We start from the raw sequence: 24,559 nt of genomic DNA, 5'->3' as shown, positions 1-24,559 counted from the left end.
CATGGACCGACTCACCCGGCACATGCTGATCGGCGGCGCACTCGTCCCCGCCGCCGACGGCCGCACCTTCGCCAACGTCAACCCGGCCACGGAGGAGGTGATCGGAGCCTCCCCCGACGCGGGCCCCGCGGATGTGGAGCGCGCCGTCGCCGCCGCCCGGCACGCCTTCGACACCACCACCTGGTCGACCGACACCGACCTGCGCCGCCGCTGCCTCGTCCAGCTCCGCGACGCCCTGCGCGCGAACGTGGAACCGCTGCGGGCGCTGCTCGTGGCCGAGAGCGGCATCCCGGTCGGCACCACCGCCGGTGTCCCGCTCGAAGAACCGATCGGCTACCTCGACCACTACATCGGGCTGCTGGACGCGTACGCGTTCGAACACGTCCTGCCCACCAAGACCATCGCGGGCCGGCCCACCGACCGGGTCGTGCGGCGCGAGGCGGCCGGTGTGGTCGCCGCCATCACCCCCTGGAACCACCCCTTCTACCTGAACATCTGCAAGGTGGGGGCGGCGCTCGCGGCCGGCTGCACCGTCGTCCTGAAGCCGGCCCCCGACACCCCGTGGACGGCGCTGGCCATCGGCGCGATCGCGGCGGAACACACCGACCTTCCGGCCGGTGTCCTCAACGTGGTCACCACCAGCGACAACGCGGTCGCCCAGATCCTGGCCACGCACCCCGACGTCGACGCCGTCACCCTCACCGGATCGACCGCCACCGGCCGCAAGGTGATGGCGGCGGCGGCCGACACCGTCAAGCGGGTCACCCTGGAACTGGGCGGCAAGTCCGCCGCCGTCTTCCTGGACGACTTCGACCTCCAGCAGGCCGTCCCCGCGCTCGCCGCCGGGATGTGCTTCCACGCCGGCCAGGGATGTGCCGCGCTGTCCCGCCTGGTGGTCCCCAGGGCCCGCCTCGGCGAGGCCGTCGAACTGGCCAGGGCCGGCCTCCAGCACGTCGCCTGGGGCGACCCCACCGAGCCGGGCAACATCATGGGCCCGGTCGTCAACGCCGCCCAGCGCGAGCGCGTCCTCGGCTACTACGAACTCGCCGCGAAGGACGGCCGGGTCGTCGTCGGAGGCCGCCCCACCGACCGGTTCGAGCGCGGCTACTACGTCGAACCCACCCTGATCACCGACGTCGACCAGTCCTCGCGCCTCGTCCAGGAGGAGATCTTCGGGCCCGCCCTGGTGATCCAGGCCTACGAGACCGAGGCCGACGCCCTGCGCATCGCCGACGGCACCCCCTACGGACTCTCCGGCGCCGTCTTCAGCGCCGACACCGACCGGGCCATGGCCCTCGCACGACGGTTCCGCAGCGGCACCGTAGGGGTCAACGGCGGCAGCTGGTTCGACGTCGAGTCCCCCTTCGGCGGCTACAAGCAGAGCGGCCTCGGACGGGAATGGGGCACCGAGGGCCTGGAGGACTTCCTGGAGACCAAGACCATCGCCTTCCCCGCCGCCGGCTGAGCCGGCACACCCCAGCGCCAGACGCCCCGCCCGCCACCCCGGTTCACCGCCGCACCACGGAACTCGCGGTAACGCCCGTCCGACCAACCAGGAGACACAGCATGAAGGTCTGCGTCGACCCCGGCCTCTGCCAGGGACACACCCTGTGTGCGATGACCGCCCCGGAACTGTTCGGCCTCGGCGACGAGGACGGACACGCCTACGTCCTCACCGAGGCCGGGGAGGTGCCGCCCGAGCTGGAGGACAAGGCCCGTGAAGCGGCCAGGTCCTGCCCCGAGCAGGCGATCGTCCTGTCCTGACCCCTCGTCCAACGAACCCGAGACCGGAGGAATGCCATGTCGCACCAGGACGAGACGGCGCCGGACGACGCGGCACGCAGATGTCCCGCGATCAGTCTGGACCGGCACGCCACCAGCTACCGCGTCGACTTCGAACAGCTCACGGACGATCTCCACGCGCGGTGCCCGATGGCGTGGAACGACACCCACGGCGGCTACTGGTTCGCCAGCGGCAACAAGGAACTGTTCGACATCGCCCGACGCGCCGACCTGCTCTCCAACGACCACGATGTGGCCGGGGTCCGGCGCGGCTACCGGGGGATCACCATCCCGTCCCCCGAGGGCAGTTACACCTCCCAGGGCGGCTTCCTGGAGATGGACCCGCCGGACCAGCGCTACTACCGGCAGGCCCTGAACCCCTACCTCTCCCCGGCCGCGGTGGCGCGCTGGAAGCCGCTGATCGAGGAACTGACCCGGGCCTGCCTCGACGAGGTGATCCAGACGGGCCGTATCGACTTCGTCGACCAGCTCGCCAACGTCGTCCCGGCCGTCTTCACCCTCGCCATGCTCGGCCTGCCGCTCAAGGACTGGGACGTCTACTGCGAACCCGTCCACGCGAGCGTCTACACACCGATGGACTCGCCGGACTACCCCAGGGTCAAGGACCTCCAACTGCGCATGGGCATGCGGATGATGGAGAGCATCCAGGAGATCCGCCGGGTGCCCCGTCCGGGGCTGATCCACGAACTCGTCACCGTCACCATCGGGGGCCGGCGCCCCGACGACATGGAGATACTCGGCGTCGTCAGCCTCCTCATCGGCGGCGGCTTCGACACCACCACCGCGTTGACCGCCCACTCCCTGGAATGGCTCGGCCAGAACCCCGAGGAGCGTGACCGGCTGCGCCGCGACAGCAAGACGCTGCTGGACAGTGCCACCGAGGAGTTCCTGCGCTACTTCACCCCGGCGCAGGGCGACGGGCGCACGGTCTCGCAGGACTGCGAGGTCAACGGCACCCGGTTCAAGGAGGGCGACCGCCTCTGGCTCTCCTGGGCGATGGCCAACCGCGACGAGAAGATCTTCCCCGAGCCCCACCAGGTCCGCCTCGACCGCACCGGAAACCGGCACAGCGCCTTCGGCCTCGGCATCCACCGCTGCATCGGGTCGAACGTGGCACGGGCCACCTTCAAGACGATGCTCACCGCCGTGCTGGAACGCATGCCCGACTACATCTGCCAGGCGGAGGGCGCGGTCCACTACGACACCACCGGCATCATCAACGGGATGAAGAAGCTGCCGGCGACCTTCACCCCGGGCGAACGCCTGGGCGCCGGGCTCGACGAGACGATCGAGCGGCTCCAGCGGGTCTGCGACGAGCAGCGCCTGGCCGAGCCGGTGACCGTGCGCAGGGAGACGGCCCGGCTCGACGTCTGAACCCGGCCACGCGCCTCGGTGCGTCGGCGCCTCGTACCAGTCTGTCCCAACGAACCCTTGGAGTCCCTCGTGCCCTACGTGGTGGCCGAGTCCTGCGTGGACGTCCTCGACCGGGCGTGCGTCGACGAATGCCCGGTCGACTGCATCTACCCGGGCGAACGGATGGCCTACATCCAGCCCGACGAGTGTGTCGACTGCGGTGCCTGCGAGCCGGTGTGTCCCGTCGAGGCGATCTTCTACGTGGACGACCTGCCCGAGAAGTGGGCCGCCTTCACCGGTATCAACGCCGCGTTCTTCGCGTCGACCGGCGCACCGGGCGGAGCCTCGGAGATCGAGCCGGGCAGCATGCCCGACCCGGAGGCGGTCCGTCTGCTGCCCGCGCGAAAGGCCCGCTGATGGCGACGGCACGCAGGCCCCTCCCGCTGGTCACCCCGTGGAACGAGTTCTACTGGACGGCGGGTGGCGAAGGGCGGCTGCGCGTACAGCGGTGCGCGTCCTGCTCCGGACTTGTCCATCCGCCGAAACCCGTGTGCCCGGACTGCCGGACCGCGACGCTGAGTCCGTGCGCCCTGTCGGGGTCCGGCACGCTCTTCGGCTTTACCGTCAGTCACCGGTTCGGGCTGCCCGGTCTTCCGTCGCCCGTGATCATCGCCCAGGTCGCCCTGGACGAGGACCCCCGGGTCAGACTGACCACCCGGCTGGTCGACTGCACCGAGGAGCAACTCCGCCTCGGCATGCGGATGGAGGTGACCTTCGAGCAGGTGGAGGACGTCTGGCTGCCGCTGTTCCGCCCGGCCGCCGACCAGCCTGCCGCGCCGGCGCCGCTCCCGGAGGACGTACTGCCGGCCGAGGAGGCCCGCGCCCTGGTGCGACGGCTCTCCCCGCAACTCAAGCCAGGAACAAGGAAGTTCGAGGACGACGCGGTCATCTCCGGCGTGGGAAGCTCGGCGATCGGGCGCCGACTGCTGCGCGACCCGCTGTCCCTGACCATTGACGCGTGCCGAGAAGCGGTCGCCGACGCCGGCCTGACCATGGACGACATCGACGGGCTGGCCACCTACCCCGGCTCATCCATGGAAGGCGGCTTCGGCGAAGGCGGCATCACCGCCCTGGAGGCCGCCCTGCGGATCCGCCCGGCCTGGTTCAACGGCGGCGGCGAGACCTTCGGCCCCGGCGGCTCGGTGATCGCCGCGATGCTGGCGGTCGCCTCCGGAGCGGCCCGCCATGTGCTCTGCTTCCGTACGGTCTGGCAGTCCACCCACGACACCCTGCTCCGCGAGGGCCGCCTGGCCGTCGGCTCCGGCGGACGCGTCAGCGGCGACATGGGCTGGGGCATGCCGTTCGGCGCCTCCTCCGCCGCGCACCTCCTGGCCCAGACCGCACAGCGCTACTTCCACCGCTACGGCGCCACCCGGGAGACCCTGGGCTGGATCGCCCTCAACCAGCGGGCCAACGCCGCCCTCAACCCCGACGCCGTGTACCGCGACCCCCTCACCATGGACGACTACCTGGGGGCCCGGCCCATCACCACCCCCTTCGGTCTCTACGACTGCGACGTCCCCTGCGACGCCTCCGTCGCCGTCGTCGTCTCGGCCGCGGACACCGCGGGCGACCTGCGGGTACCGCCCGTCCGGGTGGAGGCGACGGGCACCCGGATGGTCGAGCGGCTGGAGTGGGACCAGAGCACCTCCACCCATGAACCACAGGTCATGGGGCCCGCCGCCCACCTGTGGACGCGTACGACACTGCGGCCCTCCGACGTGGACGTGGCCGAACTGTACGACGGGTTCACCATGAACTGCCTGTCCTGGATCGAGGCGCTCGGCTTCTGCGGCCTCGGAGAGGCCAAGGATTTCCTGGACGGCGGCAAGAACATCGCCCGGGACGGCGTCCTGCCGCTCAACACCCACGGAGGCCAGCTCTCGCACGGCCGTACCCACGGCATGGGGCTGCTCCACGAGGCGGTCGTACAACTGCGCGGCGACGCGGGCGAGCGGCAGGTCGCGGGGGCCAGGGTCGCCGTCGTCAGCAGCGGCGGACTCACTCCCAGCGGCGCGATGCTGCTGAGGGCCGACTCGTGACACCGACCGGAGGACGCGTGCGCGACGGAGACACCCTGTACATCGACGGCCACTGGCAACCCGCGGATGACGGCGGCCGGTTCGACGTCACCGACCCGGCCTCCGGCGCGATCATCGGGACCGCGGCCGACGCCGGGGCCGCCGAGACCGACCGCGCCATTGCCGCCGCGCGGGAGGCGTTCGCGTCCTGGAGCCGGGAAAGCGCCTACCGCCGCGCGGAGGTCCTGTGGCGGGCCCATACGCTGATGACCCAACGCAGCGAGGAACTCGCCGCGTTGATGACCCGGGAGCAGGGCAAACCGCTCAAGGCCGCCCGCAACGAGGTGGGGTACGCGGCCGAATTCCTGGCGTGGTTCGCCGAGGAGCCCAAACGCGTCTACGGATCCTCCATCCCCTCGGCCCGCCCCGGCCAGCGTTTCACCGTGCTGCGCCGGCCCGTCGGCGTGGTCGCGGGAATCACCCCGTGGAACTACCCCATCTCCATGATCACCCGCAAGGTCGCGCCCGCGGTGGCCGCCGGCTGCTCGATCGTGCTCAAGTCGGCTGAACAGACCCCGCTCTGCGCGGTCGCCGTGTTCGAGATCCTGGCCGAGGCGGGCCTCCCGCCCGGTGTCGCCAACCTCGTCACCACCAGCCGTCCGGGCACCGTCGGCGAACGCCTCCTCGACGCCCCCGAGGTGCGCAAGCTGACCTTCACCGGCTCCACCGACGTGGGCAGGCAGCTCGCCGCCCGAGCGGCGGCGACCATGAAGCGGGTCTCCATGGAACTCGGCGGCCACGCACCCCTGTTGGTCTTCGATGACGCCGATCCCGTCCACGCGGCCAAGGGCACGGCCCTGGTGAAGTTCCTCAACGCGGGCCAGGCCTGCATCAGCCCCAACCGGATCTTCGTCCAGCGAACGGTCCTGGACGCCTTCACCGAGGCGCTGCTGGAACGGGTGGGCGGGCTGGTGACCGGTCCGGGGGACCGGCCCGGCGTGTCCGTCGGCCCGCTGGTCGACGACGCCGCGCTCAAGAAGGTCACCGACCAGGTGGAGGACGCGGTGGCCAAGGGTGCGCGGCTGCTGATCGGCGGCAGCCGCCTCGACGGGGACTGTCTCGGCGCGGGCCGCTTCTTCGCGCCGACCGTCCTGGCCGACGTCGACGAGTCGATGCGCATCTACCGGGAGGAGACGTTCGGCCCGGTCGCGGCGATCATCCCGTTCGACGACGAGGACGAAGCCGTGCGGCGGGCCAACGACACCGAGTACGGACTCGCTTCCTACCTCTACACCAACGACCTGGGACGCGCCGTACGTGTCAGCGAGGCGCTGCGGTTCGGCATCGTCGGCGTCAACGACATCAACCCCACCGCGGCAGCCGCCCCGTTCGGCGGTGTGGGCCTCAGCGGCCTCGGCCGCGAAGGGGGCGCGCAAGGACTCGACGAATATCTCGACACCACACTCGTCGGCCTGGTCGTACCCACCTGACCATCCGCCGCGCGGACGGCAACCGACTGGCCGGCACGGACCACCACACGAGGCGAAGGAACACAGCATGAAGCTCACAGTGGGACAGACGCTGGAGAGCGCCGTCGACTCGACGGCCCTCGTCGTCGTCCGATGCCCCGACGTCGAGATCACGGTGACCTGCGGAGGCCACCCGATGGCGCCGCGCGGTACGACGGGGGAGACGCTCTCACCCCTCACCACCGGCACCGGCACCCTCCTCGGCAAGCGGTACACAGCCGGCGGAGTCGACGTCGAACTCCTCTGCGTCGGCGCCGGCGGGCACCCCGTCGCCGTCGACGGCACCGAGGTCGCCATCAAGTCCGCCAAGCCCCTTCCCGCCTCGGACTGAGTCCGCCCGCGAACCACGAGCACGAACGAGAGGAACGACCGGTGTCCGGAGACAGGCCGCCCGCGCGCGGCACGGACCTGGCGCGGCTGCTGCTGCGCACCGCCATCGGCGGCACGATGATCGTCCACGGCCTGCGGCACGGCCGGACCCTCGACGGGACCGCGGGCTGGTTCCGGTCCATCGGCTTCCGCGAGCCCCGGCTGCAGGCCGGGCTCAGCGCGGCCGTGGAGATCGGCGGCGGAGCCGCGCTCGTCGCGGGCGCGGCCACCCCCCTCGCCGCATCCTCGGTCGTGGGGACGATGGCCGTCGCCGCCCGGGCCGTCCACCAGCCCAACGGCTTCTTCGTGAACGCCGAGGGATACGAGTACGTGGCGAATCTGGCCGTCGCGTCCGTCGCCCTGGCGGCGCTCGGGCCCGGACGATGGAGCGTCGACGCGGCGCTCGGCCTCGGCAGCCGGGACGGTGGCCGCCGGGCCGCCGCCGTCGCTGCCGGGTTGGGGCTCGCGGGCGCGGCACTCCAACTCGCCGTGTACTGGCGGCGTCCCGCGCCGGCACCCGGAGCCGACGGCTCCGGTGACGCGACCACGGGGGACGCACGATGACCACGCCTGCGCAGCACGTCGTGATCGTCGGGGCGGGACTCGCCGGCCTGCGCACACTGGAGCAGCTGCGCTCCAGCGGATTCCAGGGGCGCGTCACTCTGATCGGCGACGAGCCCCATCCGCCCTACGACCGTCCACCCCTGTCCAAACAGATCCTGCACGGCACCTGGGAACCGCACCGGGCGGTGCTGCGTGACCGGCGAGCACTGGACGAGCTGGGCGTCACGGTCCGACTGGGCGCCAGAGCCGTCGCGCTGCACGGAACGAGCGTTCTTCTGGAGGACGGCGACACCGTCGCCGGGGACGCACTGGTCCTCGCGACCGGCGCGGTCGCCCGCCGTCTGCCGGGCCAGCCCGCCGGGGCGGTGACGTTCCGCGGCCTCGAGGACGCCCTGGCGCTGCGACGTGCCTTCGACTCCGCGCGCTCCCTGGTCGTCGTGGGAGCCGGTTTCATCGGAGCGGAAGTGGCGTGGGCCGCGCGGCGACGCGACATCGCCGTGACCGTCGTGGAGTCGCAGCAGGTGCCATGCGCACGCGTTCTCGGCACCGAGGTCGGCGGGCTCGCCGGACGGCTGTTCACCGAGGCGGGCGTCGACCTGCGCTGCGGAGCGGTGGTACGTGAGCTCAAGGACGGGCACACGGTCGAACTCGCCGACGGGACGGTGCTGTCAGGTGACATCGTCCTCGTCAGCGTGGGCGCCGTGCCCGACCTGGCCTGGCTGAACGGTGCGCTGCCGCTGGCCCAGGGGGGAGTGGCCTGCGACGACGGCGGCAGGGTCGACGGCGTACCCGGAGTCTGGGCCGTCGGCGATGCCGCCGCGTGGTGGGATCCGGTCCGCGCCGAACACCGGCGCCGCGAGCACTGGACCTCGGCGGTCGACCAGGCGTCGGCGGTGGCCTGCGACCTTCTGGGAACGCCGCGGCCTGTCGCCACGCCGCCGTACGTGTGGTCCGACCAGTTCGGCCTGAAGGTGCAGGTGCTCGGGGACACCGACACGGCCGACGAGGTCGTCGAACTGCACGGAGCGGGGCTCGGCGGAACGACCGTCAAGGGCACGGTGGCCGGCTACTTCACCGAGGGCGCGCTGAGCGCGGTGGTCTCGTTCGGCGCCCCGGCCCTGGCCATGCGCTACCGGCCGCTCATCGCCTCCCGCGCCGCACGCGACGCCGTGCTCGCGCAGGCGGGCAGGCCCGTCCCCACGGCCACACGGAGAAGCGATCAGGAAGCGATGGAGGGCCCCTCCGCATGATCGGCCACACGGAACCGCCGAAGCGGGAAGCCATCTCCAAGGGCGTCAGACGTCTGGACCGGGTGATCATCCGTTTCGCGGGTGACTCGGGTGACGGGATGCAGCTCACGGGTGACCGGTTCACCTCCCAGACGGCGTCGTTCGGCAACGATCTGTCGACCCTGCCGGACTTCCCGGCCGAGATCCGCGCCCCCGCCGGCACCCTGCCCGGTGTCTCCTCCTTTCAGCTGCACTTCGCCGACCACGACATCCTCACCCCGGGCGACGCCCCGAACGTCCTGGTCGCGATGAACCCGGCCGCGCTGAAGGCGAACATGGGCGATCTGCCGCGCGGTGCGGAAATCATCGTCAACACGGACGAGTTCACCCAGCGGGCGCTGGCGAAGGTGGGGTACGAGAAGTCCCCGCTGGACGACGGTTCGCTGGACGCGTACCACCTGCATCCGGTGCCGCTGACCAGCCTCACGGTGGAGGCGCTGAAGGACTTCGACCTCAGCCGCAAGGAGGCCGAGCGCAGCAGGAACATGTTCGCGCTGGGGCTGCTGTCGTGGCTGTATCACCGGCCCACCGAGGGAACCGAGCGGTTCCTGGCCGCGAAGTTCGCGAAGAAGCCGGACATCGCGGCGGCGAACATCGCCGCGTTCCGGGCCGGCTGGAACTTCGGCGAGACCACCGAGGACTTCGCGGTCTCCTACGAGGTGAGCCCGGCAGCACAGGCGTTCCCGCCGGGCAGCTACCGCAACATCTCCGGCAACCAGGCCCTGTCGTACGGTCTGATCACCGCCGCCCACCAAGCCGGGCTCCCGCTCTTCTTGGGCTCGTACCCGATCACGCCGGCCTCCGACATCCTGCACCAGCTGTCGAAACACAAGAACTTCGGGGTTCGTACCTTCCAGGCGGAGGACGAGATCGCCGGCATCGGCGCGGCCCTCGGTGCGGCCTTCGGCGGTTCCCTCGCCGTCACCACCACCAGCGGGCCCGGGGTGGCGCTGAAGTCGGAGACCATCGGTCTCGCCGTGTCACTGGAACTGCCGCTCCTGATCGTGGACATCCAGCGCGGCGGCCCGTCGACCGGCCTGCCCACCAAGACCGAGCAGGCCGACCTGCTCCAGGCGATGTACGGCCGCAACGGCGAGGCGCCGGTCCCGGTGATCGCGCCGAACACCCCCGCCGACTGCTTCGACGCCGCCGTCGAGGCCGCCAGGATCGCACTCACCTACCGCACCCCGGTCTTCCTCCTCTCCGACGGCTACCTGGCCAACGGCTCCGAACCCTGGCGCATCCCGGCACCCGACGAACTCCCCGATCTGCACGTGGAGTTCACGACGAGACCGAACCACACCCTGGACGACGGCAGCGAGGTCTTCCGGCCCTACAAGCGGGACCCCCGCACGCTTGCCCGTCCCTGGGCGATCCCCGGTACCCCGGGTCTCGAACACCGCATCGGCGGCATCGAGAAACAGGACGGCACCGGCAACATCTCCTACGACCCCGCCAACCACGACCTGATGGTCCGCACCCGCCAGGCCAAGGTGGACGGCATCGAGGTGCCGGAACTGGAGGCCGACGACCCCGACCACGCCCGGGTCCTGGTGCTGGGCTGGGGCTCGACGTACGGGCCGATCACCGCGGCGGTACGACGGCTGCGCACGGCCGGGCTGCCGATCGCCCAGGCCCACCTGCGCCACCTCAACCCCTTCCCGCCCAACCTCGGCGAGGTGCTGCGCGCCTACGAGCGGGTCGTCATCCCGGAGATGAACCTCGGTCAGCTCGCCACCCTGGTCCGTGCCCGCTTCCTGGTCGACGCGCACTCCTTCAACCAGGTCAACGGCATGCCGTTCAAGGCCGAACAGCTCGCCGCCGCCCTCAGGGAGGCCATCGATGCCTGACACCCCCACCCCGGCCGGGAACGCACCACGCGGCAACGAACTCCTCCAGCTGGTACCCAAGGCGCAAGGCCTCCAGACGATCAAGGAGTTCAAGTCCGACCAGGAAGTGCGCTGGTGCCCCGGCTGCGGCGACTACGCCATCCTCGCCGCGGTCCAGGGCTTCCTCCCCGAACTCGGCCTCGCCCGCGAGAACATCGTCTTCATCTCCGGCATCGGCTGCTCCTCCCGCTTCCCGTATTACGTGGACACCTACGGGATGCACTCGATCCACGGCCGCGCCCCCGCCATCGCCACCGGCCTGGCCGTCTCCCGTCCCGACCTCTCGGTGTGGGTGGTCACCGGTGACGGCGACGCACTCTCCATCGGCGGCAACCACCTGATCCACGCCCTGCGCCGCAACGTCAACCTGAAGATCCTGCTCTTCAACAACCGGATCTACGGCCTGACCAAGGGCCAGTACTCGCCGACCTCCGAGACCGGCAAGATCACCAAATCGACGCCGATGGGGTCCCTGGACACCCCCTTCAACCCGCTCTCCCTCGCCCTGGGCGCGGAGGCGAGCTTCGTGGCCCGGACCATCGACTCCGACCGCCGCCACCTCACCGAGGTGCTGCGGGCCGCCGCCGCGCACCCCGGCACCGCGCTGGTGGAGATCTACCAGAACTGCAACATCTTCAACGACGGCGCCTTCGACGTCCTCAAGGACAGACGGCGGGCGGAAGAAGCCCTCGTAAGGCTGGAGCACGGAAAGCCGATCCGGTTCGGATGCGGCCTTTCGCGAGGCGTTGTACGGAACGCCGCGACCGGAGATCTGGACGTGGTCGCGGTGACACCGGAGAACGAGGACGACGTCCTCGTGCACGACGTCCACGCGGCCTCCCCGGTCACCGCCTTCGCCCTGTCCCGCCTCGCGGATTCCGAGACCCTGCAGCACACGCCGGTCGGCGTTTTCCGCTCCGTCCGGCGTCCCGTATACGACCTGGAGATGGCCGGACAGCTCGACACCGCCGTCCGCACCCGGGGCCCCGGCGACCTCTCCGCCCTCCTCGCGGGCGGCGACACCTGGACCGCGGCGGGATGAGCCGCCCGTGGCCGTCCGTGCGGGGCCGATGACGAAGGCCCTCCTCGCGCGCGGCTGCATCAGAGGGACTGCCTCACCACAGGAAGACCGACTGGACAGGAGCACCACATGACCACCGACTTCGAGGAACGTACCGTCATCGTCACCGGCGCCGGCTCCGGCATCGGTCGTGCCACCGCCGTGGCCTTCGCGGCGCGTGGCGCGCGGGTCGTCGTCGCGGACCTCAACAAGGAGGGCGCGGACCAGACAGCGCTGACCATCACGGAAGGCGGCGGCACAGCGCTCGCCGTCGTGGGCGACCTGGTCGAGCAGAGCGTTGTCGATCAGGTCGTGCACGCCGCCGTGCGGACCTTCGGCACGATCGACGTCCTGGTGAACAACGCCGGGATCATGGACCGCATGTCGGCCTTGGGTGAGGTGAGCGACGAGGAGTGGGACCGGGTCATACGAGTCAACCTCACCGCACCTTTCCTGCTCACCCGCGCGGTGCTGCCGCACATGCTCGCGGCAGGCCGGGGGGTCATCGTCAACACCGCCTCCGAAGCGGGGTTTCGGGGGAGTGCGGCCGGTCCCGCCTACACGGCGTCGAAGCATGGCGTGGTCGGCCTCACCAAGTCGCTGGCGGTGATGTACCGCAAGAGCGGGATCCGGGCCAACGCCATCGCACCCGGAGGCACCGCGACGGGCATCGTCGTGGACGCCGATCCGGATGCTCACGGGCCCGCGACGCTCGGGCCGCACTTCGTCAACCTGGGCCGGCTGGCCCAGCCCGAGGAACAGGCCGCGGCCATCCTGTTCCTGGCCTCCGACGCGGCAAGCAACATCAACGGGGTGATCCTGCCGGTCGATGACGGCTGGGCGGCCGTGTGACAGGTCCGTCCCGTGGTGCGTGGGCCTGTGCTCTGTGCGTCAGCACGGTTGCCGTCGCCGCATGCCCAGAGGTTCCGTTGCGCTGCTCTCCGCACCGGCAGGTGACTATTCGACAAAAGCCGATGTATAGCCGTTCTTTGGTCGTATTATATGCGTCTGCCAGGCCGCCAGGGGGGTGCCTGGCCTGATCCTGGGACGTATACATGCGCTCTTCCCGCCCACTTGCCGCTGCTGTCGTTGCCACGGCATTCGCCGGGGCGGTCCTGCTGCCTGCCCAGGCGCAGGCTGCTTCCGGCTCGGTTCACCTTTACAAGATCTACTACGACTCACCGGGCAAGGACACCGGCTCCAACGCCAGCCTCAACGGCGAGTACGTGCAGATCAAGAACACCACGTCGAAAGGTGTATCCCTGAAGGGCTGGGTACTGTCCGACGCGTCGAACCACAAGTACACGTTCGGCACCTACACACTCGGCAAGGGCAAGACCGTCACCATACGCACCGGCACAGGCAAGAACACGGCGACGACCCTGTACCAGAACCGTGGAGCCTACGTCTGGAACAACGACAAGGACACGGCAACACTGAAGAAGTCGAACGGAACCAAGGCCGACAGCTGCTCGTACAACTCGACAAAGGTCGACTACAAGATGTGCTGAGCGCGTCGGATGACGACGCCCGCCTCCCGACCGGGGCGGGCGTTCGTACTTCAGGGCCCCGGTACCGGCTGATCCGTCGGCGGCCCTACCACCATCAGGAGTTGGCCGGTCTTCACCCCGATTCCCGGACATGGGTTGTGCGGCTGACGGCATCCTTCCCTCTCGTCCAGGGCGGGAACGGGAAGTGCGCCGGGGAGTGGGCGGGGCGTACACCCGTCGTAGGTTGGGCCTCGTTGGGAAAAGAGTCCCCTGCTATGGTGCGCCGATGGCAGCGATCAAGAAGTTCCAAGTCACCTTTGACTGCGCAGAACCTGAGCGCCTCGCTCGCTTCTGGTGCGAGGTGTTGGGGTACGAGGTACCGCAACCGCCGGAGGGGTTTGCCACGTGGGACGACTACAAGCGCTCGCAGCCGGCTGAGGAGCGGGATTCGTGGTTCGCCTGCAGCGATCCCTCCGGTGTGGGCCCGCGACTGTACTTCCAGCGCGTTCCCGAGGGGAAGGCTGCCAAGAACCGGGTGCATCTTGATGTGCGGGTCGGTACCGGACTCGTGGGCGAAGAGCGCCTCGCCGCACTCGAGGCCGAATGTGCCCGACTGGTGCCGCTCGGTGCTGTACACGTGCGAACGCTGTATGACGGCAATGATTCGTGCATCCCGATGCTGGACATCGAGGGCAACGAGTTCTGTATCGACTGAGCATGCTCCGACGGGGAGCTGACCAGAGTCCACCAGGTCCGCCCCGGCGCCGGGGCGGTCCGGCCGGTCATCCCCAGCGCCTGCCGACCAGGGGCGGGGTCTCCAGGCCCGCGCCCCGGCGCACACCGCTCAGGAACGACGCCAGGGCCTCCAGCCCCGTCCTCGCCGGTTGCCAGTCCAGCAGGTCACGCGCCCGGGAGGAGTCGAGAAGGGGAAGCCGCAGCACCGCGTCGAAGAGATGCGGAGAAGCCGGAACCGCGTGGGCGCGCCACGCCGCGGCCAGAGCCGACCGCACCAGCGCCCTCGGTACCCGTACCACCCTGACATCCAGCAGCTCGCCGAGCTCCGCCGCACCGATGACCGGTTCCGCCGCCAGATTGAACGGTCCGCGCACGTCACCGACCACAGCCGCCCGGTAGGCCTGCGCCGCGTCGTCGGTGTGCAGGGCCTGGAAGCGCAGCCCCGCCAGATCGGGCACGAAGGGCAGCAGGTCCGGGCGCAGCAGAACGCCGGGCACGTAGCGGCCCGCGAAGATCCGGCGCTGCTCGCTGGCGGCCTGCTCCTTGAACAGGAAACCGGGCCGCATTCTGACCACCCGGACCCATGGGTGCCGAGGCTCGAAGGCGTCCAGCACCCGCTCCAGGTAGGACTTCTCCCGGCAGTAGGCGGCATCCGGCCAGCCGTGCGTGGGCCACTCCTCGGTCACGCCCGGCTCGACCTTCGGCCCGGGGGAGTAGGCCCCCACCGAGGAGGCGTGCACCAGGGCCGGTACGCCCGCCCTCGCCACGGCCTCGAAGACGCGGATCGACCCGAGGACGTTGTTCCGCCAGGTGAGCACAGGGGCATGGGTGGGCTGGAAACGCCACGCGAGGTGCACGACGGTGTCCGCGCCGTCCAGGTACTGGTCCAGGACGGCCGGGCTGTCGCGCCGGGAGAGGTCCACCGTGGCCCACTCCACCCCCGGGACCGACATCTTCGGAAGGCGGCGGGCGAGACCGACGACGGCCGCCACGTCCGGGTCCTGTGACAGGGCCTCGATCACACTGGTGCCCACGTTGCCGGTCGCCCCCGTCACCACGACGCGCAAGCCCGCGTGTGTGCTCATCGTCATTCCGCCCCTTCCGACGTTGGCCTGCCACCATCCGCAGCGGGATCTCTGGGCGAACAGGATGGTGAGCAGCGGCAGCGGGTCCGCCGCACCTCCGTGGACGCCGGAGACCGAGACGGTGCCACCGACGCGGTGTGCGTCGTCCAGCCACCCTCTTCGTCCGTATGGGCCGACTCATCCAGCACACCAGTGACTCGGCCATCTCGCCTCTCGGGGGAAGACGTCCGAACGCGGCGGCGGGAACGTCACAGAGGGAGGCCGGCAAGCGCACTCACTCCCTGCGCCGCGGACAGCGCCGCACGTCCGGTCCGTCCGCAGAGCAGCGCTGCGCGGGGTCGGACGTCTCCGAAGGCCGTACGTGACGCGTCGGAGGCGATCGTGTGAGGGCCGTGCCCCTGTTCTGCGTAATGCGGCGGAACGTGCCGGTCGGACCGCATAGTGCACAGTGCCGCGGTGTGTGCCGCGGGCGCGCTTCTCGGTGTGACACCCGCAAGCCGACGAGGGAGTTGACCGGTGCTTCTGTTCCCCGGACGCAGACGCATGCTCAAGGAGAAGGCGCGTCAGGCCGCCGAGGCGGGCTACGGGGCGGTCGACCGCCGCGCTCCTCTTTCGGAGGCCGCCCAGGGCCTGATGCGCAAGGCGTTCCCGGACCACTGGTCGTTCTTCCTGGGCGAACTCGCTCTGTACAGTCTGATCGTCCTGGTGGTGACGGGCACCTTTCTGACGCTGTTCTTCGACCCCAGCATGAAACCCGGTCCCTACCTGGGTTCCTACAGTCCCCTGCACGGCCTGACGGTCTCCCAGGCGTACGCCACGACGCTGCACATCAGCTTCGATGTGCGAGGCGGACTGCTGATCCGGCAGATGCATCACTGGGCCGCTCTGATCTTCGTCGCGGCCCTGGGGTTGCACATGCTCCGCGTCTTCTTCACCGGAGCGTTCCGCCGGCCCCGGGAGGGCAACTGGATGGTGGGCGTGACGCTTTTCCTGCTGGCCCTGCTGGAAGGCTTCTGCGGCTACTCCCTGCCCGACGACCTGCTGTCCGGAACCGGCATGCGCACCGCGAACACCATCGTGAACTCACTTCCGGTCGTCGGCACGTACCTGAGCCAATTTCTGTGGGGCGGCGAGTTTCCCGGCCACTCCATTCTCCCGCGCCTCTACATCGTCCACGTCCTTTTCGTCCCCGGACTTCTCATCGCCCTGGTGGTCGTCCACCTGGCGATGGTCGTCTATCTGAAACACACACAGTGGTCGGCACCCGGGAGGACCAACCGCAATGCGGTGGGACATCCGATGTTCCCGCACTTCACCGCGAAGTCGGCAGGACTGAGCCTGATGGTCGCGGGTGTCACCGCCTGGCTCGGTGCCACCGCCCAGATCAATCCGGTCTGGAGCTACGGCCCCTACCGGGCGGACCAGGTCTCCACCGACTCGCAGCCGGACTGGTACGTCGGATTTCTGGAGGGCGCGCTGCGTCTGATGCCCCCATGGGAGAACGACGTGGGGGGACACACGCTCATGTGGAACGTGCTCGTCCCGGCGGTACTGCTGCCGGGACTGCTCTTTATGGTCCTCTACCTGTATCCCTTCTTCGAGAGATGGATCACCGGCGACGACAGCGAACATCACCTGTGCGACAGGCCTCGGGACCGCCCCACGCGCACGGGCCTGGGAGTGGCGGCGGTCGTCTTCTACGCGGTACTGCTGATCGCGGGCGGCAACGACGTCACGGCGTTTCTCTTCCACGTCTCCCTCGAAACACTGACCTGGATTCTCAGAATCGCCGTGTTCCTCGGCCCGGTGATTGCCTTTCTGGTCACGAAACGCGTGTGCCTCGCCTTGCAGGCACATGAGCGTCAGGTCGTGGCGAAGGGAGAGGAGACGGGGCAGGTGGAGCAGAACGTCTATGGCGCGATCAGCGGCGGCCACCGGCCGCTCGACAGCACCCGTCGCTACAAGGCGCTGGTGAGGGATGTTCCACGGCCGCTGGCTGTGCCCGGCGGGAAGGTGCCGCTCCGGGCACGGGTCCGTTCCCGGCTGAGCACTTGGTACTACCGCGACCGGGTCGAGATGCCGGTGACGGAAGAACAGCGTGCGCAGATCACCGAAAGGCTGAGAGACCCGGTGGGTGAGTTGGAGGATCGGTGAGGGATGCGGCCGTCCTGCTCATGCGGGAGCAGTTCGTCCCAGTGGAGTGGCCCGATACAGGGCCCGTCCCGCTCCTCCGGTATGACTCACTCGTTCCGCCCGGCGAACTGGAACGTCATGCCGAAGACCCCACCAAGGGTGATGCCGAGGCCGATGAGGAACAGGAAGACCACATAGACGATGCCGAGGGCCATCAACGCCATGCCCACGGCGATCATCACCGGATAGGCGCTGTGCGGAGGGAAGAAGTCCACGATGCCGGAACGCTCCTGGATCTCGGAGTCCGGGCGGTCCTCCGGTCTCGTGCCCCTTCTGCGGTAGTTCGCCCAGCAGAAGAAGCTGATCAGCGCGGACATGAGGAAGGAAACCGTGAGGGCGGCGGAGCCGGCCGGTTCGCGCGCGAACCAGATGTAGGCCGCGTCGGTGAGCAGGAAGAACAGGGCCACGCCCGCGAAGAGCCGTGCTTCCGACTTCATTCGCTCCGCCCCCCGAGCGTGTCCGGGGTCGGTGTACTTCCCCCGGGTTCCGGTGTCCCCGGCCCCAGCGCCTCGGGGTGATGCAGATCGAAAGCAGGTGAGTCGGAACGGATGCGCGGCAGAGCATCGAAATTGTGCCGCGGCGGAGGACAGCTCGTAGCCCATTCCAGCGAACGGCCGAAGCCCCAGGGGTCGTTCACCGTCACTGGGGGAGCGTACCTGGCGGTCTTCCAGACGTTGTAGAGGAAGGGCAGCGTGGAGAGGCCGAGCAGAAAGGCCCCGATTGACGAGACGCTGTTGAGTACGGTGAAGCCGTCGGCCGCGAGGTAGTCCGCGTATCGGCGCGGCATCCCCATTTCGCCGAGCCAGTGCTGGACCAGGAAGGTGGTCTGGAACCCGATGAACAGCGTCCAGAAGTGAATTCTCCCGAGACGCTCATCAAGCATCTTTCCGGTCATCTTGGGCCACCAGAAGTAGAAGCCACCGAACATCGCGAAGACGATCGTGCCGAACAGGACGTAGTGCAGGTGAGCAACCACGAAATAGCTGTCGGTCACATGGAAGTCCAGAGGCGGCGATGCGACGAGGACACCGCTCAAGCCACCCAGGAGGAAGGTGACGAGAAATCCGATGGCCCAGAGCATCGGGGTCTCGAACGAGAGGCTCCCGTTCCACATCGTGCCGATCCAGTTGAAGAACTTCACACCGGTCGGTACCGCGATCAGGAACGACATGAGTGAGAAGAAGGGCAGCAGCACCGCACCGGTGGCGAACATGTGGTGAGCCCAGACGCTGGCCGAGAGCATGGTGATGGCGATGGTGGCCCCCACCATTCCGACATAGCCGAAAACGGGTTTGCGACTGAACACGGGGAGGATTTCGGTCACCACGCCGAAGAACGGCAAAGCGACGATGTAGACCTCCGGGTGGCCGAAGAACCAGAAGAGGTGTTGCCAGAGGAGTGCTCCTCCGTTGGCGGGGTCGTAGACGTGCGCACCCAGCTTGCGGTCCGCCATCAGCGCCAGCAGCGCCGCCGTCAGGACCGGGAACGCCAGCAACGCCAGGATCGAGGTGAAGAGGATGTTCCAGGTGAAGATCGGCATGCGGAACATCGTCATTCCCGGGGCACGCAGGCAGAGGATCGTGGCGACGAAGTTCACCGAACCCAGGGTGGTGCTGATGCCGCTCAGGACCAGTCCCATGGCCCAGAGATCAGCGCCTGCGCCGGGGGTGTGGATGGCACTGTTCAGCGGGGCGTAGGCGAACCAGCCGAAGGAGGCGGCACCACCGGGAACGACGAGACCGCTGACGACGATCAGGCCCCCGAAAAGGAACAACCAGTAGGTCAGGGCGTTGAGCCGCGGGAACGCCACGTCGGGGGCGCCGATCTGGAGCGGCATGATGGCATTCGCGAACCCGGCGAAGGTGGGCGTGGCGAAGAGCAGCATCATCACGGTGCCGTGCACGGTGAACAACTGGTTGTACCGCTCCGGATCCAGGATCTGCAGTCCTGGCCGTGCCAGCTCGGCGCGCATGATCATCGCCAGCGCGCCTGCGAACAGGAAGAAGCCGAAGGCGGTGACGAGGTACAGGTTGCCGATCGTCTTGTGATCGGTGGTTGTCACGATCTCCCGGATCCGGCAGCCCATGCGTACACGGGGGTTGTCGGCCGCATCCCTCTCCGGCGGTGTCCGCCGCAGGTGTTCCAGCTGTGACATGGCGCCTCCGTCGTTCCGGGCGGCGACAAGTGACGGGGCTCGTCACCGCGCATCCTGGGTAGCCCCTTTCCGACAGCCGGAAACCTTTCTGTGAGCTGATCAGCCTCCACGGGGCCCGGGTGCGCGTCCATGTACCAGTGGGGTACGGCGGCTCCGCGGATCGACCGATGACCGCGAACGCTCGCTCTTGGGCCGCCCGTGCCGCCCGGCCGCTCGCCTGTGAGGTGGCCGTGCCGGAGTCCCCGCAGGTCCGGGCGTGTACGTTGGTGCGCATTCGCCCGGGGCACCCTGCGCTCTTCGCTACCTCACCTTTGGAACGAGCTCGTCTTGATGGACCTGGCCACACGGCGCCGCCGCACCGCACTGTTCCTCTTCTTCCTCATGCCGGGTCTGTCGATCTCCTCGTGGGTGACACGGACGCCTGACATCAGGGATCAACTGGGAGCCTCGACCGCGCAGATGGGGGTCGTGCTGTTCGGCCTGTCCATCGGTTCCATGCTCGGCATCCTCGGTTCCGGCGCACTGGTCGCGAGGTTCGGGACGAGACCGGTCATGGCTGCCGGAACGGTGCTTGTCATCCTCGGCACGGCGGCCATCGCCGGCGGATCACTGGCGCCTTCGGCGCCTGCCGTCATGGCCGGGCTGTTCCTCTTCGGTGCCGGGATGGGGGGCAGTGAGGTTGCGGTCAACATCGAGGGCGCCGAGGTCGAGCGGATCACCGGCCGGCCGGTCCTGCCCACCCTGCACGGCTTCTTCAGCCTCGGGACGGTCGTAGGAGCGTTGCTCGGCATTCTCTGCACCGCCGTCGGATTCCCGGTGCACTGGCACCTGGGAGTCATCGCCGTGGTCACAGCCGTCATGTTCGTCCGTGCCCTGCGGGCCATCCCTCACGGAGTCGGCAGAACCCGTGATGACGAGCAGGCCAGGGACGGTGGTGAGCCGGAAAGCACTGCGGTCTGGAGGGACCGGCGCCTACTGCTGATCGGCGGGATCGTGCTGACCATGGCTCTGGCAGAGGGTGCTGCCAACGACTGGCTGCCCCTGCTCATGGTCGATGGACACGACATGGACCCCGCCCTCGGATCGGCCGTGTACGCGGGCTTCGCCGCAGCCATGGCCGTCGGACGTTTCGGTGGCGGCTTCTTCATCGATCGCTTCGGCCGTGTCCCCGTGGTCCGCGCCAGCGCGATCTCCGCTGCGCTCGGACTCTCCGTCGTCATCTTCGCCGATTCCCCGCTCCTCGCGGGGGCCGCTGTGCTCCTGTGGGGGCTGGGAGCCTCGCTCGGATTCCCCCTGGCCCTGTCCGCGGCCGGGGACTCCGGGCCGAATTCCGCGGCGCGGGTGAGCCTGGTGGCGATGATCGGCTATGTGGCGTTCCTCGTGGGGCCACCGGGTCTGGGTTTCCTCGGCGACCACTACGGACTGCGCGCGGCGATGACCGTGGTTCTCGTCTGTGTCGCAGTGGCGGTCTTCCTCGCCCCGGCCGCCGACACCCAGCGTGCGACGCTCAGGCGTTCCCTCCCGGATCAGCAGCGGGCTTCGATGGACGAATCCTGCGGGACTCCGCGTCACTGACCTGCTGAGGGGAGCTCCGGGGCGCCGACAGCGCCCCAGGGGAGCGATGTGTTTCCGCGGCAGGGGCATGGATGCCTCATGGGAGCACGTGGCATGGGGGAGTCGAGCTCCCCAAGCCCCTGACCTGCGGATTTATGGGGTGCGCAGGAGAGTGGTCTCCTGCGCTGCATGGTTCGCGTTCTGCGATGGTCACGCTTGGTCGGCCAGTGGAAGGGCCGACCGTCCGTGGCGTGCGGCGCATCCCGGTGGTCCATGCGGCCCGACCGGGGAACGGTCCGGTCGAGCGACCGGGACGGGCGGATCGGTCTGTCAGTAGGCGGAGTTGACGTTGTCGATCGAACCGTAACGGTCGGCGGCGTAGTTGGCGGCGGCGGTGATGTTGGCGACGGGGTCGTAGATGTTCGTCGAGGTGCCGCTCACGTGGTACGCGTTGAAGGTCGGGTCGATGACCTGCATCAGGCCCTTCGACGGGATGCCCTTGGCGGCGTTGGAGTCCCAGTTGTTGATGGCGTGGGGGTTGCCGCCCGACTCGCGCATCAGGTTGCGGTGGATGCCGTCGTAGCTACCGGGAATGCCCTTCGCGTGCATGACCTCCAGCGCCTGGGTGATCCAGGCGTGGACGCTCCCGCTGGCCTGGGCCGGAGTGGCTGCCGAGGCGGCCGGAGCGCCTGTGATGGTGCCGGCCATGATCGCGGCGCCGGCCGCGGCCACGCCCAGGGAGATCGTCTTGGTCTTGGTCATGCGGGCGAACTTCTTGGGCATTGCGGTGATCTGCATGTGGTAATTCCTCTTCACTCGGGGGGTGATGCCAAGAATTGTTAAGCGAAGAGAAATTCAGGTCAACACCCGCCTCTTACTATTGAGCTTAGTGTTGAGCGTATGAAAGCAATGGAATGCGGCGGGAACGGTGCGCCCATCAGCACCGCCCTCACTACTATTGGATTTCATAGTGACGGCCATCACGTGGCCTTCCCCACATGGAAAGCGCCCTAAAGTGGGACAAAGGTGAGGTAGGTCATGTGGCCTGCGCCATAAAAGGAAGTGTCTTTCTGGCGCAGCGTAATTCTCTCTGTGCGTGACGTGGCTATGAATGGGCGGGGTGGGTTGCCGGACCGAATCGGCAGGGAGCGCGGGCCGTTCGGGTGTCGTATGGGCCGGAGGTCTGGCCACCACCGGGCTTTTATGTCCTCGGTCCCGGGACGGGAGCCCGACTCGGGTGGTCCTGAGGAACATCGCGGGAACCGCTCTGCTTTGCTCCGGCGGACCACCGTCCGGGCCGACGGAGCCGCCCGCCGCGAAGGGGCGGCTCCCGGTACGCGGCCGATTGGTGACCGTGGCAGGGGCCGCGCTGGAACGCCGGCGGCCGCCCCCCATGGGGGCGGCCGGTGACACCGCCCTGCCGACAGGCAGGCGCGGTGGATGCGGTCCTTCTGCGGGCCCCGTCGGACGGCAGCGGCTCAGCTCACGCGGCGGGGGCTCCGGTCTCCGTCAGCTTGCCCTCGGCCAGCCGCAGCCATCGATCGACACCGATCCGGGCGAGGAAGCGGGTGTCGTGGCTGATTACCACGAACGCTCCCCTGTAGGAGCCCAGTGCGCTCTCCAGCTGAGCCGCACTGACCAGATCGAGGTTGTTCGTCGGCTCGTCCAGAAGGAGGAGCTGGGGTGCCGGTTCGGCACACAGGACGCAGGCCAGGGTGGCGCGCAGCCGTTCGCCGCCGGACAGCACACCGACGGGCAGATGGGCGGCGGCACCCCGGAAGAGGAAGCGTGCGAGCAGGTTCATCCGCTCGGCCTGCGGCCTGTGCGGGGCGAAAGCGGCGAAGTTCTCGGCCACCGTGCGGTCGAGGTCCAGCAGGTCCAGCCGTTGCGACAGGTAGGCGATCCGGCCGTCGGCCCGCTTGATCTGCCCGCTGTCCGGGGCCAGGTCGCCGTTCAGCAGACGCAGCAATGTGGTCTTCCCGGCGCCGTTGGGGCCGGTCAGGGCGATCCGTTCGGGGCCGCGAACCGTCAGGTCGATGCCTGATCCGGCGAAGAGTGCCCGTTCGCCGTGGCGGATCTGCATCTCCTCGCCGAGGAAGAGGGTGCGGCCGGCGGGGACCTCGGTGTCCGGTAGATCCAGCGTGATCAGCTGTTCGTCACGCAGGGCTCGGCCCGCTTCGTCGAGCCGAGCCTGGGCCTCGCTGACCCGCGAGGCGTGCATCTGACCCGACCGTCCCGCTGATTCCTGGGCGCCTCTCTTCATGTTCCCGGCGAAGATGCGCGGCAGGCCCGCGTCCTTGAGATTGCGAGCGGCGTTGGAGGCGCGGCGTTCGGCGCGCTCGCGAGCCTGCTGCATCTCGCGCTTCTGGCGTTTCAACTCCTGCTCGGCGTTGCGGACGTTCTTCTCCGCGGCGTCCCGCTCGGCCCGCACGGCCGCCTCGTATGCGGTGAAGTCGCCTCCGTAGAAACGAAGTTCCCCGCGGTCGAGTTCCGCGATCCGGTCCATGCGGTCGAGGAGTTCCCGGTCGTGGCTGACGACCAGCAGGCACCCGTTCCACTCCTCCAGGACGGCGTAGAGCTTCTGGCGGGCATCGATGTCGAGGTTGTTGGTCGGTTCGTCGAGCAGCAGTACGTCGGGCCGCTTCAGCAGCTGTGCCGCGAGACCGAGCGAGACGATCTGGCCCCCGCTGAGGGTGCTCAGGCTCCGGTCGAGGCTCAGGCCGGACAGGCCGAGCCGGTCCAGTTGCGTGTGCGTGCGTTCCTCGATGTCCCAGTCGTCACCGATGATCGCGAAGTGCTCCTCGCTCACGTCCCCGGACTCGACGGCATCCAGGGACCGGATCACCGCGGCGACACCCAGGACCTCGCCGATCGTGAGGTTTCCGGTCAGTGGAAGGCTCTGCGGAAGGTGGGCGAGCACGCCGGTCACGGACACCGATCCCGTGGTGGGTCGCAGTTCGCCGGCGATGAGCTTCAACAGAGTGCTCTTGCCGGAGCCGTTGGGCGCGACCAGGGCCGTGCGGCCGCTGCCCACCGTGAAGGACAGGCCCTCGAAGACAGGGGTGTCGTCGGGCCAGGAAAAGGACAGGTTCGAGCAGACGATGGAAGCGTCGGACATGGAGGAGTCCTCGTAAGGGAATGCCGGGCAGGCAGAGACTTCTGCTCCGGGTGCATGGCTGAAAGGGGACGGCGAAGCAGCCACTGCGGCGGTGCTCCGTGGCACCGGCCGGTGGCCGATCAGAACCGGGTATCACCCGGAGATGTCGTCGTCACCCACCATGACTGGTCTCCTCGTTATGCGGCGAGAGTCCCCACCACGATAGCGCAGTCAACAAAAGTTCGTCGGCGGTGCGGGGAGGGGTGCCTTCTGCTTCCCGGATCGCTGCTGATCGCGTGCACCGCGGGTCCGG

The 24,559-nt window shown here is 69.0% G+C and carries 21 protein-coding genes; 16 read left to right on the top strand and 5 right to left on the bottom strand.

Features of this window, described 5'->3' with window-relative positions:
* Position 1 precedes the first annotated feature (1 nt).
* The 14 genes from AB0L71_RS11495 to AB0L71_RS11430 all read left to right on the top strand — a co-directional run bounded on the left by AB0L71_RS11495 (position 2) and on the right by AB0L71_RS11430 (position 14,142).
* Positions 2-1,465: an aldehyde dehydrogenase family protein gene (locus AB0L71_RS11495; protein WP_365240896.1), complete on the top strand. Its 1,464-nt coding sequence runs from the start codon at positions 2-4 to the stop codon at positions 1,463-1,465.
* Between the two features lie 101 nt (positions 1,466-1,566).
* Complete coding sequence (locus AB0L71_RS11490) at positions 1,567-1,764, top strand: ferredoxin (protein ID WP_365240893.1); 198 nt, start codon at positions 1,567-1,569, stop codon at positions 1,762-1,764.
* A gap of 36 nt (positions 1,765-1,800) precedes the next feature.
* Positions 1,801-3,177, top strand: coding sequence for a cytochrome P450 (locus AB0L71_RS11485; RefSeq protein ID WP_365240891.1), 1,377 nt, complete (start codon positions 1,801-1,803; stop codon positions 3,175-3,177).
* Positions 3,178-3,246: 69 nt separating this feature from the next.
* Entirely contained in the window at positions 3,247-3,573 is a 327-nt protein-coding gene (gene fdxA, locus AB0L71_RS11480) for a ferredoxin (protein ID WP_365240889.1), read from the top strand.
* Complete coding sequence (locus AB0L71_RS11475; RefSeq protein WP_365240886.1) at positions 3,573-5,258, top strand: OB-fold domain-containing protein; 1,686 nt, start codon at positions 3,573-3,575, stop codon at positions 5,256-5,258. Before fdxA ends, AB0L71_RS11475 begins: the two co-directional genes overlap by 1 nt.
* A 17-nt stretch (positions 5,259-5,275) precedes the next feature.
* Positions 5,276-6,727, top strand: a complete 1,452-nt coding sequence (locus tag AB0L71_RS11470) for an NAD-dependent succinate-semialdehyde dehydrogenase (RefSeq protein WP_365240883.1) — start codon at positions 5,276-5,278, stop codon at positions 6,725-6,727.
* Between the two features lie 67 nt (positions 6,728-6,794).
* Complete coding sequence (locus AB0L71_RS11465; RefSeq protein ID WP_365240880.1) at positions 6,795-7,097, top strand: hypothetical protein; 303 nt, start codon at positions 6,795-6,797, stop codon at positions 7,095-7,097.
* Positions 7,098-7,138: 41 nt separating this feature from the next.
* Entirely contained in the window at positions 7,139-7,699 is a 561-nt protein-coding gene (locus AB0L71_RS11460; RefSeq protein ID WP_365240877.1) for a DoxX family protein, read from the top strand.
* Entirely contained in the window at positions 7,696-8,949 is a 1,254-nt protein-coding gene (locus AB0L71_RS11455; RefSeq protein WP_365240875.1) for an FAD-dependent oxidoreductase, read from the top strand. The genes AB0L71_RS11460 and AB0L71_RS11455 overlap by 4 nt, the downstream gene beginning before the upstream one ends.
* A complete protein-coding gene (locus tag AB0L71_RS11450) occupies positions 8,946-10,838 on the top strand; it encodes a 2-oxoacid:acceptor oxidoreductase subunit alpha (protein WP_365240873.1) in 1,893 nt (630 codons plus the stop codon). Before AB0L71_RS11455 ends, AB0L71_RS11450 begins: the two co-directional genes overlap by 4 nt.
* Positions 10,831-11,919 (top strand): 2-oxoacid:ferredoxin oxidoreductase subunit beta, encoded by a 1,089-nt coding sequence (locus AB0L71_RS11445; RefSeq protein ID WP_365240870.1) that lies wholly within the window; start codon positions 10,831-10,833, stop codon positions 11,917-11,919. Before AB0L71_RS11450 ends, AB0L71_RS11445 begins: the two co-directional genes overlap by 8 nt.
* Before the next feature lie 108 nt (positions 11,920-12,027).
* Complete coding sequence (locus tag AB0L71_RS11440) at positions 12,028-12,789, top strand: glucose 1-dehydrogenase (RefSeq protein WP_365240867.1); 762 nt, start codon at positions 12,028-12,030, stop codon at positions 12,787-12,789.
* Positions 12,790-12,992: 203 nt separating this feature from the next.
* Positions 12,993-13,448, top strand: a complete 456-nt coding sequence (locus AB0L71_RS11435) for a lamin tail domain-containing protein (RefSeq protein ID WP_365240865.1) — start codon at positions 12,993-12,995, stop codon at positions 13,446-13,448.
* 265 nt (positions 13,449-13,713) lie between these two features.
* On the top strand, positions 13,714-14,142 hold the full coding sequence (locus AB0L71_RS11430) for a VOC family protein (RefSeq protein ID WP_365240863.1): 429 nt from the start codon (positions 13,714-13,716) through the stop codon (positions 14,140-14,142).
* A gap of 67 nt (positions 14,143-14,209) precedes the next feature.
* Here the strand turns inward: AB0L71_RS11430 and AB0L71_RS11425 are convergent, their stop codons facing one another.
* Complete coding sequence (locus tag AB0L71_RS11425; RefSeq protein ID WP_365240861.1) at positions 14,210-15,247, bottom strand: NAD-dependent epimerase/dehydratase family protein; 1,038 nt, start codon at positions 15,245-15,247, stop codon at positions 14,210-14,212.
* Positions 15,248-15,790: 543 nt separating this feature from the next.
* On the opposite strand from AB0L71_RS11425, the gene AB0L71_RS11420 reads away from it, so the two are divergent.
* Positions 15,791-17,401, top strand: coding sequence for a ubiquinol-cytochrome c reductase cytochrome b subunit (locus AB0L71_RS11420; protein ID WP_365240981.1), 1,611 nt, complete (start codon positions 15,791-15,793; stop codon positions 17,399-17,401).
* 86 nt (positions 17,402-17,487) lie between these two features.
* Here AB0L71_RS11420 and AB0L71_RS11415 read toward each other — a convergent pair whose 3' ends face one another.
* Together AB0L71_RS11415 and ctaD are read right to left on the bottom strand one after the other, a co-directional pair.
* The gene (locus tag AB0L71_RS11415) at positions 17,488-17,877 is read right to left on the bottom strand and encodes a cytochrome c oxidase subunit 4 (RefSeq protein WP_365240856.1); all 390 of its coding nucleotides are present in this window, start codon (positions 17,875-17,877) and stop codon (positions 17,488-17,490) included.
* Complete coding sequence (ctaD, locus tag AB0L71_RS11410) at positions 17,874-19,595, bottom strand: cytochrome c oxidase subunit I (RefSeq protein ID WP_365240854.1); 1,722 nt, start codon at positions 19,593-19,595, stop codon at positions 17,874-17,876. Before ctaD ends, AB0L71_RS11415 begins: the two co-directional genes overlap by 4 nt.
* A 330-nt stretch (positions 19,596-19,925) precedes the next feature.
* On the opposite strand from ctaD, the gene AB0L71_RS11405 reads away from it, so the two are divergent.
* The gene (locus tag AB0L71_RS11405) at positions 19,926-21,170 is read left to right on the top strand and encodes an MFS transporter (protein ID WP_365240851.1); all 1,245 of its coding nucleotides are present in this window, start codon (positions 19,926-19,928) and stop codon (positions 21,168-21,170) included.
* Between the two features lie 309 nt (positions 21,171-21,479).
* On the opposite strand, the gene AB0L71_RS11400 is transcribed toward AB0L71_RS11405, so the two are convergent.
* Both AB0L71_RS11400 and abc-f read right to left on the bottom strand, forming a co-directional pair.
* Positions 21,480-21,947 carry a transglycosylase SLT domain-containing protein gene (locus AB0L71_RS11400; RefSeq protein ID WP_365240849.1) on the bottom strand — a complete coding sequence of 156 codons (468 nt, stop codon included), beginning with the start codon at positions 21,945-21,947 and terminating at the stop codon, positions 21,480-21,482.
* Positions 21,948-22,632: 685 nt separating this feature from the next.
* A complete protein-coding gene (gene abc-f / locus AB0L71_RS11395; protein WP_365240846.1) occupies positions 22,633-24,267 on the bottom strand; it encodes a ribosomal protection-like ABC-F family protein in 1,635 nt (544 codons plus the stop codon).
* Between the last annotated feature and the right edge of the window lie 292 nt (positions 24,268-24,559).

The organism is Streptomyces sp. NPDC052052, assembly GCF_040680455.1.
GTDB lineage: Bacteria > Actinomycetota > Actinomycetes > Streptomycetales > Streptomycetaceae > Streptomyces.
Note: the sequence above shows the minus strand (reverse complement) of the source record. Positions and strands in the feature narration are given on the sequence as shown.